Genomic DNA, 11,954 nt, shown 5'->3' on the forward strand with positions numbered 1-11,954 from the left:
TGCGGTATCCCTCATCCATCGACGCCCGGCCGCGTCCTACCATCCGGTAATGAGCGAACGGCGGTCAAGCGAGTCCGGTTTCCCGATCAAGGGCGTCTACACGGCGGACGATCTTCCCGGGGAACTGGCCGAGCGGCTGGGCGCCCCGGGCGAGTACCCGTACACCCGCGGGGTGTACCCGACGATGTACACCTCCCGCCCGTGGACCATGCGGCAGTACGCCGGCTTCGGCACCGCCACCGAGTCGAATGCGCGCTACCACCAGCTGCTGCGCGCCGGCACCATGGGCCTCTCGGTCGCCTTCGACCTGCCCACCCAGATGGGCTACGACTCCGACGACCCGATCGCGCACGGTGAGGTGGGCAAGGTCGGCGTCGCCATCGACTCCATCGAGGACATGCGGCAGCTCTTCGCCGGCATCCCGCTGGACAAGGTCTCCACCTCGATGACCATCAACGCACCCGGCTCCGTGCTGCTCCTGCTCTATCAGCTCGTGGCGGAGGAGTCCGGGGTGCCGGGCGGGGCGCTCAACGGCACCATCCAGAACGACATCCTCAAGGAGTACATCGCCCGGGGGACGTACATCTTCCCGCCGAAGCCGTCGCTGCGCCTGGTCGCCGACACCTTCGCATATTGCCGGGCCGAGGTGCCCAAGTGGAACACCATCTCCATCTCCGGCTACCACATGGCGGAGGCCGGTGCGACGCCCGCGCAGGAGATCGCGTTCACCCTGGCCAACGGCGTGGAGTACGTCCGGGCGGCGCTGGCCGCCGGGCTGGACGTGGACGACTTCGCGCCCCGGCTGTCGTTCTTCTTCGTCGCCCGCACCACCCTGCTCGAGGAGGTCGCCAAGTTCCGGGCGGCCCGCCGGCTCTGGGCCCGGCTGATGCGCGACGAGTTCGGGGCGAAGAACCCGAAGTCGATGATGCTGCGGTTCCACACCCAGACCGCGGGCGTCCAGCTCACCGCCCAGCAGCCGGAGGTGAACCTGGTCCGGGTGGCGATCCAGGGGCTCGGCGCGGTGCTCGGCGGCACCCAGTCGCTGCACACCAACAGCTTCGACGAGGCGATCGCGCTGCCCACCGAGAAGGCGGCCCGGCTGGCGCTGCGGACCCAGCAGGTGCTGGCGTACGAGACGGACCTGACCGCCACCGTGGACCCGTTCGCCGGGTCGTACGTGGTGGAGGCGATGACCGCCGAGATCGAGGCGGCCGCCGACGAACTGATGCAGCGGGTCTTCGACCACGGCTCGGCGGTGGACGCGATCGAGGCCGGCTTCCAGAAGCGGGAGATCGAGCAGTCCGCGTACCGGATCGCCCAGGAGATCGACTCGGGCGAGCGGGTGGTGGTCGGGCTCAACCGGTTCCAGATCGACGAGGAGGAGCCGTACGAGCCGCTGCGGGTGGACCCGGCGATCGAGGCCGCCCAGGCGGAGCGGCTGGCGAAGCTGCGCGCCGAGCGGGACGCCGAGGCGGTCGAGCGTGCCCTGGCCGAGCTGCGGGCCGCCGCCGAGGGCAGCGCGAACGTGCTCTACCCGATGAAGGAGGCGCTGCGCGCCCGGGCCACGGTGGGCGAAGTGTGCGGGACGCTGCGCGAGGTGTGGGGCACGTACCGGCCGAGCGACCGGTTCTGACCTGCTTCCCGGCGGCGGCCCGGGCGGTGCCCCGGGAAGGGGTGGCCGCGCCTGGGTCGGCCTGGCTGAGAGCCTCCTGAGCTGGCCGTACGGGTCTCGCCCCAGGGCCTCGCGGCGGCGTACAGTCGATGGTCTCCCCGCACGTGAGCGGAAGCGGAGACGGCTCTGCGAAGGCGCCGGCGAGCTGCCTGGCGGCACCTTCGGTGCGGGCCCTCCGGGCGGCGTTGCCCGGCCCGTCCGTCGAGCCGTGGGGCAGTGCGGCCCACCCTTTGTGCGCGTGTGCGGACGACTGCTCCGGGTCGCGGCGTGGCGTCAGACACGCCGAGCCGGAGTGGTCGGTCGGAATGCGGGTAAACCCGGTCGGGTGAACGGGACGGACAGCCTGTGCGGTTGCACAGCGGACCGGCCTGTCACCGTGGGGAGTCGTCCGACAGCCGACTGTTGTCGCGCAATTGTCCGACCGGCAGTTAATTGCCGGGACTAATGCGACAATTCGGAACGACGGCCCGGGATTTGGTGACCGTTGAATCGGTTACGCGTTGTAGGAGGTGTGGGGCAGATGACGGCGTTCGACCGCGATCTACCTGCTGTCCCGCAGATATTCGAGCCTTCCCACCAGGGCATTCGTGACGCTATGCGGTCCGACCGCTACCCGAAAGACGTTGCGCAGCGTCACCGGCGGCGGTCTAGGCTGTCTGCTGTTCTCCCCGAAGATCCATCCATCTCTAGTGATCGAGAATTCGACGTGACGAGTGCGTTGACGCTGCCTTCCGGCAGCCCGCTGGCGTCGTCCTGGCCGGAGGCGCCGACCGGGTCCCAGCCCCTGCCCTTCGAGCTCGACCATCTGCTCGCCCTCCGGGTACCCGGGCTCATCGCCACCCGCCGTCACATCCACTCCCACCCGGAACTGTCCGGCGAGGAGTTCGAGACGGCCGCCCTGATCCACCGGGAGCTCTCCCTCGCCGGGCTGAGGCCCCGCCTGCTGCCCAAGGGCAACGGCGTCATCTGCGACATCGACGGGCGCCCGGACGGCCCGGTGATCGCGCTCCGCGCCGACATCGACGCGCTGCCGCTCGCCGACCCGAAGGACGTGCCGTACCGGTCCACCGTGGACGGCGTCTGCCACGCCTGCGGGCACGACGTGCACACCACGGTGATGCTCGGCGTCGGCATGCTGCTCGCCCAGCTCGCCGACCTCGGCCAGCTCGACGGCCGGGTCCGGCTCATCTTCCAGCCGGCCGAGGAGATCCTGCCCTGCGGCTCGCTGGAGGTCATCGAGGCCGGTGGTCTCGAGGACGTGGTGCAGATCTTCGCCGTCCACTGCGACCCGAACCTCCCGGTCGGCCGGGTCGGTCTCCGGGTCGGCCCGATCACCGCCGCCGCCGACAACGTCACCGTCCGGCTCACCGGCCCGGGCGGGCACACCGCCCGCCCGCACCTCACGGTCGACCTGGTCGACGCGCTGGGCCGGCTGGTCACCGAGGTGCCGGCCCTGGTCAGCCGGCGGGTGGCGGCCAACAGCGGGCTGCTGCTGGTGTTCGGCCACGCCTCGGCCGGCACCCGCTACAACGTCATCCCCTCCGAGGCCTGCGCCGCCGGCACGCTGCGGGTGATGGATCGCGACACCTGGGAGCAGGCCCCGAAGATCGTGGCCCAGGTCGTCCGGGACGTCATCGCCCCCACCGGCGCGACAGTCGACCTGGAATACCTGCGCGGTCGCCCGCCGGTCAGCAACGACGCCCGCGCCATCGGCGTACTCACCGCCGCCACCGCGGCCGCCCTCGGGCCCGAGGGGATCGCGGAGACCCCGCAGAGCATGGGTGGCGAGGACTTCTCCTGGTATCTCGAGCACGTGCCGGGCGCGCTCGCCCGCCTCGGCGTCGGCCGGAACGGGCCCAACGTGGACCTGCACCGGGCCTCGTTCGACGTGGACGAGCGCGCCATCCCGGTCGGCGTACGCCTCATGGTCCAGACCGCGCTGCGGGCACTGGCGGCGGCGCGCTAGGCGCCGGACCACCCACCGGACCGGCCGGTCCCGGCACCGTCGGGGCCGGACCGGCCGGTGGCGCCCGGCGCGCCCGACGTCGGCGCGCCGCCCGCACCAGCAGCACCAGCGGTACGCCGATCACCACCGCGAACGGCAGCACCGCGCCCAGCACGGTCAGCAGCACGAACATCGTGGTGACGAAGACGTTCCAACCGCCCCGCAGCCCGACCAGGAAGCCGAGTCCCGGCCCCTCCTCGGCGGTCGTCGCGTCGGTGCCCACGAAGGTCACCGTGATGGTGGAGAGCGCGGTCAGGTCGGCCAGTCGGCGTTTCTTCGCCTCCAGCGACGCCAGGTCGGCCTCCCGCCGGCCCACCTCGTTCTCCAAGGTGACCAGTTCGTTGATCGAGCTGGCCCGGGCGAGCAGCTTCCGGGCGCTGTCCACCCGAGCCCGCTGGGTGGCGATCCGGGCGTCCAGGTCGACGGTCTCCTCGGTGACGTCCTCGGTGCGTACCTCGCGTTGCTCCGGCTGGCCGAGCCGGGACAACTCGTCGACGACCGCGGTGAACCGATCCGCCGGCACCCGCAGGGTCAGTTCGGCGCGGGCGTCCGCCGCCTCGCTGTGCCGCTGGTCGCCGCCGACGAACCCGCCCGCCGCGGTCGCCGCGTCGGTCGCCGCGCGGGCTGCCTTCTCCACGTCGTCGACCCGGACCTGCAACGTGCCGGTGTAGATGATCGACCGCTGGTCGACCCGCAGGTCCGGCTGGGCTCCGCCGGAACCGGCCGGGGCGGGCGCCGCCGCGTCCCGATCCGCGCCCGCGCCCGCCTTGTCCTGGGCCGCGCCCGCGGCCGGTGCCTCCGCCGACGTGGCCTGGTCGTTCTGCCCACTGTCGGCGCCGCAAGCCCCTGCGGCAAGCACCACCGCCAGCCCCGCCACCGCCAGTGATACGGCCCGGCGGCGTCCCCCTCGTCCACTCATGCCGTCACCTCGCTGCGCTCGGCGCCGGCATGAGGCACCACGACGCTGTGCTGATGATTCGCTCGCTGACGCTCGCTCATGCCGTCACCTCGCTGCGCTGCTGTGCTGATGATTCGCTCATGTCCCCGCTCCGATCTTCGACGGCCCCGTCCCGGGGTCGATACGTCGGACGCGACGCGCCATCGTGCCGGTTCCGGCAGACTGCGCTGAGGACGTCACGATTCGATAATCGAGGAGTCACGATGCAGGTCACCAAGTACGCCCACTCCTGCCTCCGCGTGGAGCACGACGGGGGAGTGCTGGTCGTCGACCCCGGTGTCTACAGCGAACCGGAGGCGCTGGACGGGGCGGACGCGGTGCTGATCACCCACCAGCACCCCGACCACGTGAACGTCGAGGCGGTGACCCGAGCGCTGGACCGGCGCCCGTTCCGGGTCAACGGCCCGGCCTCGCTCGCCGAGGTCCTCGGTGACGCGGCCGAGGCGCTGACGGTGGTCGCGCCGGGCGAGTCGTTCACCGCCGCCGGCGTGGCGATCCGCGCGTACGGCGGCCAGCACGCCGTCATCCACCCCGACATCCCGGTCATCGAGAACCTCGGCTTCCTGATCAACGACGTCGTCTACCACCCGGGGGACTCGTTGGTGGTCCCCGACGACGTCCAGGTGGACACCCTCTTCGCCCCGATCCACGCCCCCTGGAACAAGTTCTCCGAAGTGGTCGACTTCATCCGGGCGGTCGCCCCGCGCCGCGCGTACGCGCTGCACGACGGCCTGCTCAACGACAACGGTTTCGGCGTGCTCGACCGGCAGTACACCGCACTGTCGAACACCGACTACCGCCGCCTCGAACCGGGCACCCGGATCGACGCCTGACCGCCGTGCCTGGACCCACCCCCGAGCTGGTCCAGCGGCTCTACGCGACCCCACCCGACCGGTTCGTCGCGGCCCGGGACGCCGCCGTGGCCGAGGCGCGCCGGGCCGGAGACCAGAAGGCCGCCCGCGAGATCGGCAAGCTGCGCCGGCCCACCGTGGCCGCCTGGCTGGTCAACCTGCTCGCCATCCGCCGGCCCGAGCTGGTCGCCGACCTGGCGCAGCTCGCCGAGTCGCTCCGCACTGCCCAGCGCGACCTGCGCGGCGCCAAGCTGCGCGAGCTGTCCGCCCAGCGCCGGGCCGTGGTCGGCGCGCTGGTCGACGAGGCTCGCAAGCTGGCCGCCGCCGAGCCGGGCGCCCCGTCGGCCGGGAAGCTTCCGCTGGCCGAGGTCGAGGCGACCCTCAACGCCGCCCTCTCCGACGCCGAGGTGGCCGAGCAGGTCCGCACCGGCCGACTGCTCCGGGCCACCCACTATGCCGGCTTCGGCGAGGTGCCCCGCCCGCAGCTGCGGCTGGTCACCGGGGGCGCGGAGGAACCGGAGCCGGAGGAGCCGGCGGCCGGACGGGCCGGGGCCCGCCGGGAACGCGACGAGCGGGCCGCGGCGCGAGCGGCCCGGGCCGAGCGGGCGAAACGCCGCCGGGCGCTGGAACGCGAGCAGGCGTTGGCCCGCGGCGACCAGGATCGGGCCGAGGCGGAACTGGCCGAGGCCGCCCGGGCCGAGCGGGACGGCGCCGCGAGTCTGGACCGGATCGAGACCGAACTTGCCGAGCTGGAACGCCGCCGGGCCGTCGCCGAGCAGGAACTGAGCCGGGCCAAGCTGGCCCGGCGGGGCGCCGAGCGGTCGCTCACCACCGCCCGCCGGCGTACCGGGGAGGTGGAGGCCGCGATGGAGGCGCTGGACGCCGAAGAGGAGGATGCCGACGAGGAGGGCAACGGGGCAGACTGATCGGGATGGACGACCACGGTGGACGGACGGCGGTGCGCCGTCGATGACCCCCGAGCAGGTCGCCGCCGCCAGCAAGCCGCTGGTGCTGGAGCTCGGGGAGGCCTTCTCCCGGTGCCCGGCGACGCTGCGCCGCGCCCGGCTGCTCGGCATCTCCGGCTGGGCGTTCTACATCACCGGCCGGGCCGGCGCGCTCGGCGACGTCCGCGCCGAGACGGTCGCCGCCGCGCTCGGCTTCATCGCCCCCGACGCGGTCGCCGACGGCTGGGACGCCGCCGCCCGTACGGCCCGCCCACTGGCGGTGGCCGAGGCGAACCTGGCCGAGTGCTGCCGGTGGGGCGTCCAGCACCTGAGCGACGCCCCCGAGTCGCCCCGCCTGGCCGGCCTGCTGGAACGCGCGGTCGACGCGGCGGACGGCAGTGGGATGCCACTGTTCGCCGCCTGGCGGGCCATGCCGGTGCCGGACCGCTCGCCGGGCGCCCGGGCGGCCGTCGCGCTGCTGCTGCTCCGCGAGCACTTCGCCGGGGCGTACCTGCTGGCGGTCCGGGCCGCCGGGATGACTCCGCTGGAGGCGGTGCTGGCCGGGCCGGAGGGGGAGGCGGGGGCCGCCGCCTGCGGCTGGTCGCCTCCGTACCCGCCGGTCGGGCCGCTGGTGCGGCGACGGCTCTGGGCCGAGGCGGTGACCGACCGGCTGGCCGCCACCGCGTTCCGGGCGCTGGCGCCCGGCGAGGGGGCGGAACTGCTCAACCTGCTCACCGCCGCCCGGCTGCACCTCCGCAGCGGATAAATGAGGGGCGCGCGGGCCGGGTGGGCTGCCAGGATCAGCGGCGTGACGCTCCCCGCCGGCTGGGCCGCCCGCCGCCCCACCCTCGACGACGTGCCCGCGATCCTGAAGGTGGTGCACGCTGCCGACACCTTCGCGATCGGCTACCCGGACTTCGACGCCGAGGACGTCGAGTCCGCGCTGACCGCCCCCTTCGTCGACCCGGCCCGGGACTCGTGGCTGGTCACCGACCCGGACGGCGCCGCCGTCGCCTGGGCGATCCTGGCCAACCCGACCGGGGTGGGCCGCGAGTGGGTGGACGTTCTCGTGGACCCCGAGCGTGGGGCCGACCTGCGCGCCCCGCTGCTGGCGCGGCTGCTCGACAGGGTCGCCGAGCGGGCCGCAGAGCGTGGCCTGCCCGCCCTGACCGCCCGCACCGGTGCCTTCGCCCCGGAGACCCGCTGGGCGGCTGATCTGGTCGAGGCCGGCTTCATCCGGGTCAAGCGGTACATCCGGATGACCCGCTCCCTCACCGACCTGCCCGCCGAGCCGGCCCCGCCGGCCGGGGTGGCCGTCCGCCCGCTGCGCGCCGGCGACGAGGCCGACCTGCGGCTGTTCCATCGGATCTTCGACACCGCGTTCCGGGACACCCCCGACTACGAGCCGCTCGGCTTCGAGGCGTGGCAGGAGCAGCTCCCGTCGTACGGCAAGGTCTGGGACGAGTGGTTCGTCGCCGAGGTCGACGGGGCGCCGGCCGGCGCCCTCCAGTCCTCCGACCAGGCGCTGGAACACGACATGGGCTGGGTACGCACGCTGTCGGTGCTGCCCGCGTACCGGCGGCGCGGGGTGGGCGCGGCGCTGCTGCGCCGGGCCTTCGCCACGTACGCCGCGAAGGGCCGGGCGTCCGCCGGCCTCGGCGTCGACCTGGCCAACCCGACCACCCCGGTGACCCTCTACCGCTCGGTGGGGCTCAATGAGGTGCGCTGGACCGACATGTACGAGCGCACCGTCACCGCCACGGGTGTGTGACACGCGACCCGCGCTCCGGGGTCGCTGGCTGGCCGGGGCACCGGCCGGGGGAGACTGGACGCGTGGGAGAGCCTCTAGGCCGACGCGGTGCCGGTGGGGCGGGACCGCAGCTCGGTGACGTAGTCGTCCGGCGCGCCCGCCTTCTCCGCCGCGTTCGCGATCTCCGACAGATACCACGACGTCGGCAGGCCGCCCTCGTAGCCGTCGAAGACGTAGACCCACGCGGTCACGTCCCCGTCCAGCGTGGAGACGCGGACGGTGAGCTTCCGGTACGTACCGGCGGTCACGCCCTCGATCTCGTCGAGCTGCGCGGCGTCGTACGGGTGGATGTCGTAGAGCGCCACGAAGACCCGGTCACCCGGGGACTCGACCACCGTGCTGACCGAGCCCTCCCAGCCGATGACGCCCTCGCCCGCGAAGGTGAGCCGCCACCCCTCCAGCCAGCCGGTACCCACCATCGGCGAATGCGGGCAGTAGGCGCGCATGCGGGCGGGGTCCAGGTTTGAGCCGTAAGCGGCGTACAGACGCACGGCGATGACGATAGCCCGGTCGGCGGGTGGGGGAGAATACGACGGTGCGTGTCGAGCGCGATGGGGAGAAGAAAGTCACTGTGAGCACGGACGAGGGGCGAGCGCTGTGAGCCAGATCGTGATCATCGGCGGGGGGCCGGCCGGGTACGAGGCGGCGCTGGTCGCCGCCCAGCTGGACGCTGATGTCACCGTGGTCGAGGCGGAGGGGGCCGGCGGCGCCTGCGTGCTCTCCGACTGCGTCCCGTCGAAGACCTTCATCGCCAGCTCCGAGGTGGTGACCGGCTACCGGGACACCGAGGAGTTCGGGGTGCACTCGGACGGGCTGGAGGCGGTCACCGTCGACGCCCGGGCGGTGCACGAGCGGGTGAAGCGGCTCGCCCTGGCCCAGTCCGCCGACATCCACGCCAAGCTGGTCAAGGCCGGGGTGGAGTTCGTCGCCGGCACCGCCCGGCTGGGCGAGGACACGCTCGGTCACACCCACCGGGTGATCGTCACCCCGGCCGGCGGTGACGAGGAGTACTCGATCGCCGCGTCCACCGTCCTGATCGCCACCGGCGCCACGCCGCGCCAGCTCCCCACCGCCGTCCCCGACGGAAAGCGCATCCTGACCTGGCGCCAGGTGTACGACCTGCCGGAGCTGCCGGAGCACCTGATCGTGGTCGGCTCCGGCGTGACCGGCGCCGAGTTCGCCAGCGCCTACCTGGCGATGGGCGTCGAGGTCACCCTGGTCTCCAGCCGGGACCGGGTCATGCCGCACGAGGACGCCGACGCGGCGATGGCGATCGAGCGGGTGTTCCGCAACCGGGGCATGAGCATCCTCAACAACTCGCGTGCCGAGGCGGTCCGCCGGACCGGCGACGGCGTGGAGGTCGAGCTCTCCGACGGCCGCAAGGTGTCCGGCAGCCACGCGCTGATCGCGGTCGGCTCGGTGCCCAACACCGCCAACCTGGGCCTCGCCGAGTACGGCGTCGAGCTGGCCAGGGGCGGCTACGTCACCGTCGACCGGGTCTCCCGGACCAACGTGCCCGGCATCTACGCCGCCGGTGACTGCACCGGGGTGCTGCCGCTGGCCAGCGTCGCCGCCATGCAGGGCCGGATCGCCATGTGGCACGCGCTCGGCGAGGCGGTCCGCCCGCTGCGGCTGCGTACCGTCGCCGCGAACGTCTTCACCGACCCGGAGTTGGCCACCGTCGGCGTCTCGCAGAACGAGGTGGACGCCGGCAAGGTCCCGGCCCGCCAGGTGATGCTGCCGCTCGCCGGCAACGCCCGGGCGAAGATGGACGACCTCGCCGACGGCTTCGTCAAGCTCTTCTGCCGCCCGGCCAGCGGCCAGGTGATCGGCGGCGTGGTGGTGGCGCCGAAGGCCAGCGAACTGATCCTGCCGATCACCATGGCGGTGGAGAACAACCTCACCGTCAACGAGCTGGCCCAGACCATCACCATCTATCCCTCGCTGTCGGGCTCGATCACCGAGGCGGCCCGCCAGCTCATGCTGCACGAACTGGAGTGACCCGCCGCGTCCTCGGGCCGCCGGGGCGACCGGCCCGAGGACGCATCAGCGGAAGGCGGCGGCGTGGTCGGCGGCCCACTCGGCGTACGTGCGGGCGGGGTGGCCGGTCAGCCGCCGTACCGTGTCGGTGACCTGTTCGGGGCGGGCGACGAAGGCGGCCCAGCCGGCCAGCGCGGCGTCGGCGAAGGCCGGGTCGCCGAAGGCGGCGGAGAGCATCTGCCGTGCCTCGCCGACCGGCATCTCCGACCAGCGCAGCTCCCGGCCGACCGCCCGGCCGATGGCGCGTACCTGGTCCTCCTGGGTCAGCGTCGCCGGACCGCTGAGCAGGTACCGGGCGCCGGCGTGGCCGTCCGAGGTCAACGCCGCCACGGCCACCTCGGCCAGGTCCCGCTCGTGGATCAGTGACCGGGCCGCGCCCCCGTACGGCCAGCGCACCACGTCGCCGGCGCGGATCTGGTCGGCCCACATCAGCGTGTTGGCGGCGAAGCCGACCGGCCGGAGGAAGGTCCATGCCGCGCCGGACGCCTCGACCGCCCGTTCGACCTCCGCCCAGAACGACGCCGGCTGGTCAGCGGCGCCCGGGGCGGAGAGGTAGACGATCCGGGACGCGTGCTCGGCGATCGCCCGGGCGACCTCGGGGGCGGCCCGCCGGGCCACGGCCGGGTCGGTGAACGGCCAGATCAGGAAGACCGCCTCGACGCCGGTCAGGTGGGGCGTGAGCGAGGCGGGGTCGCCGAGGTCGGCGGCCACCACCTCGACCCCGGCCGGCAGGTCCGCCCGGGACGGGTCGCGGCTCACCGCCCGGACCTGTTCGCCTCGCGCGAGCAGCAGCGACACCACCTCCCGACCGACTGTGCCGGTCGCCCCCGTCACCAGGATCATTTCCGCCTCCTCGTCCGACCGGCCGCCGTCGACCCGTCAATCGGACGCTAAGAGTTGAAGCTCCCTTGAGGTCAAGGGCGTGGGCGCCGCCGCCGTTTCCGGGACGGCCTCGGCGACGCGGCCGGCCGGGCGGCGGGCCAGTGCCACCGCGACCACGCTGAGCAGGGCGACCTCGGCGACGATGAGCAGACGCTCGGCGAGCCCGATCAGCATCCGCTCGCCCGGGTAGGCGGACCAGATCATCGCCCCGGCCAGCAGCAGGCTGGCCAGGGTGAGCGCCCGCAGCCAGCCAGCGGCGCGACCGCCCAGGTGCCCGGCGAGCAGCCAGCCGGCGACCGGCAGGGCGAGGAAGGCGACCACCGACGCGTACCGGTGCAGGTAGGCCGCGGTGTCCATGGGGAGGCCGGGCTCATTGGTGGGTACCACGGCGGAGGTGACCAGGCCGGCGGTCCAGGCGGCCAGCAACATCCCGGCCACCTGCGGCAGCCGACCCGGCCGGGCGGGTGGCCCGCCGCCGGTCGGCGCCCGTCCGCCACCCGCTCGCCGCGACCCGCTGGGGTCCGTCCCCGATCCGGTACGCCAGAGGGCCGGGATCAGCACCGCCGTCGCGGCGGCGAGCACCGCCATGGCCACGTCGATCGCGCCGCCCCGGTCGGAGACGGCGAAGTCGCTGACGGTCAGCGACCAGGGGCTCAGATCGTCGTTCACCTCGAGGTGACCGAGTACGGCGAGCACCGCCGCAAGGGCGATCCCGCCGAGGGCCAACAGGGCGCGTCTCCGGTTTTCGAGCATGCCCCAGCCTGTCGCCGAGGCCACCCGAAACGGATCCGG

The 11,954-nt window shown here is 73.6% G+C and carries 11 protein-coding genes; 7 read left to right on the forward strand and 4 right to left on the reverse strand.

Going from position 1 to position 11,954, the window contains the following annotated elements; genetic code table 11:
* The first annotated feature begins 49 nt into the window (after positions 1-49).
* Both ACGF4F_RS08665 and ACGF4F_RS08670 read left to right on the forward strand, forming a co-directional pair.
* Positions 50-1,633: a methylmalonyl-CoA mutase family protein gene (locus ACGF4F_RS08665; protein ID WP_357437617.1), complete on the forward strand. Its 1,584-nt coding sequence runs from the start codon at positions 50-52 to the stop codon at positions 1,631-1,633.
* Between the two features lie 745 nt (positions 1,634-2,378).
* Entirely contained in the window at positions 2,379-3,638 is a 1,260-nt protein-coding gene (locus ACGF4F_RS08670) for an amidohydrolase (protein ID WP_393075931.1), read from the forward strand.
* On the opposite strand, the gene ACGF4F_RS08675 is transcribed toward ACGF4F_RS08670, so the two are convergent.
* Positions 3,595-4,596 (reverse strand): DUF4349 domain-containing protein, encoded by a 1,002-nt coding sequence (locus ACGF4F_RS08675; RefSeq protein WP_357437623.1) that lies wholly within the window; start codon positions 4,594-4,596, stop codon positions 3,595-3,597. The genes ACGF4F_RS08670 and ACGF4F_RS08675 overlap by 44 nt on opposite strands.
* Positions 4,597-4,838: 242 nt before the next feature.
* Here ACGF4F_RS08675 and ACGF4F_RS08680 point away from each other — a divergent pair, with 242 nt between their 5' ends.
* From ACGF4F_RS08680 to ACGF4F_RS08695, 4 genes are read left to right on the forward strand one after another with little or no spacing between them, the layout of a single operon-like run.
* Positions 4,839-5,468, forward strand: coding sequence for an MBL fold metallo-hydrolase (locus ACGF4F_RS08680; protein WP_357437626.1), 630 nt, complete (start codon positions 4,839-4,841; stop codon positions 5,466-5,468).
* Positions 5,469-5,473: 5 nt separating this feature from the next.
* Positions 5,474-6,412, forward strand: a complete 939-nt coding sequence (locus ACGF4F_RS08685) for a hypothetical protein (RefSeq protein WP_393075936.1) — start codon at positions 5,474-5,476, stop codon at positions 6,410-6,412.
* 43 nt (positions 6,413-6,455) lie between these two features.
* Positions 6,456-7,196 (forward strand): hypothetical protein, encoded by a 741-nt coding sequence (locus ACGF4F_RS08690; RefSeq protein WP_393075939.1) that lies wholly within the window; start codon positions 6,456-6,458, stop codon positions 7,194-7,196.
* Between the two features lie 42 nt (positions 7,197-7,238).
* Entirely contained in the window at positions 7,239-8,201 is a 963-nt protein-coding gene (locus tag ACGF4F_RS08695) for a GNAT family N-acetyltransferase (protein WP_393075942.1), read from the forward strand.
* A gap of 74 nt (positions 8,202-8,275) precedes the next feature.
* Here ACGF4F_RS08695 and ACGF4F_RS08700 read toward each other — a convergent pair whose 3' ends face one another.
* Positions 8,276-8,731, reverse strand: a complete 456-nt coding sequence (locus ACGF4F_RS08700) for a gamma-glutamylcyclotransferase (RefSeq protein WP_357437637.1) — start codon at positions 8,729-8,731, stop codon at positions 8,276-8,278.
* 106 nt (positions 8,732-8,837) lie between these two features.
* On the opposite strand from ACGF4F_RS08700, the gene ACGF4F_RS08705 reads away from it, so the two are divergent.
* The gene (locus ACGF4F_RS08705; protein WP_393075945.1) at positions 8,838-10,241 is read left to right on the forward strand and encodes an NAD(P)H-quinone dehydrogenase; all 1,404 of its coding nucleotides are present in this window, start codon (positions 8,838-8,840) and stop codon (positions 10,239-10,241) included.
* 45 nt (positions 10,242-10,286) lie between these two features.
* Here ACGF4F_RS08705 and ACGF4F_RS08710 read toward each other — a convergent pair whose 3' ends face one another.
* Both ACGF4F_RS08710 and ACGF4F_RS08715 read right to left on the reverse strand, forming a co-directional pair.
* Positions 10,287-11,123: an SDR family oxidoreductase gene (locus ACGF4F_RS08710; RefSeq protein WP_393075948.1), complete on the reverse strand. Its 837-nt coding sequence runs from the start codon at positions 11,121-11,123 to the stop codon at positions 10,287-10,289.
* A gap of 36 nt (positions 11,124-11,159) precedes the next feature.
* Positions 11,160-11,915, reverse strand: coding sequence for a DUF998 domain-containing protein (locus ACGF4F_RS08715; protein ID WP_357437645.1), 756 nt, complete (start codon positions 11,913-11,915; stop codon positions 11,160-11,162).
* Positions 11,916-11,954: the final 39 nt, after the last annotated feature.

Origin of the sequence: Micromonospora sp. NPDC047740, assembly GCF_043204735.1 — a bacterium.
In the GTDB taxonomy this organism is placed as follows: Bacteria; Actinomycetota; Actinomycetes; order Mycobacteriales; family Micromonosporaceae; genus Micromonospora.

Bases quoted from the DNA above. Each gene is read 5' to 3' on its own strand.
- ACGF4F_RS08665 (WP_357437617.1), top strand. From the start codon at position 50: ATGAGCGAACGGCGGTCAAGCGAGTCCGGTTTCCCGATCAAGGGCGTC.
- ACGF4F_RS08675 (WP_357437623.1), bottom strand. From the start codon at position 4,596: ATGAGTGGACGAGGGGGACGCCGCCGGGCCGTATCACTGGCGGTGGCG.
- ACGF4F_RS08680 (WP_357437626.1), top strand. From the start codon at position 4,839: ATGCAGGTCACCAAGTACGCCCACTCCTGCCTCCGCGTGGAGCACGAC.
- ACGF4F_RS08690 (WP_393075939.1), top strand. From the start codon at position 6,456: ATGACCCCCGAGCAGGTCGCCGCCGCCAGCAAGCCGCTGGTGCTGGAG.
- ACGF4F_RS08710 (WP_393075948.1), bottom strand. From the start codon at position 11,123: ATGATCCTGGTGACGGGGGCGACCGGCACAGTCGGTCGGGAGGTGGTG.
- ACGF4F_RS08715 (WP_357437645.1), bottom strand. From the start codon at position 11,915: ATGCTCGAAAACCGGAGACGCGCCCTGTTGGCCCTCGGCGGGATCGCC.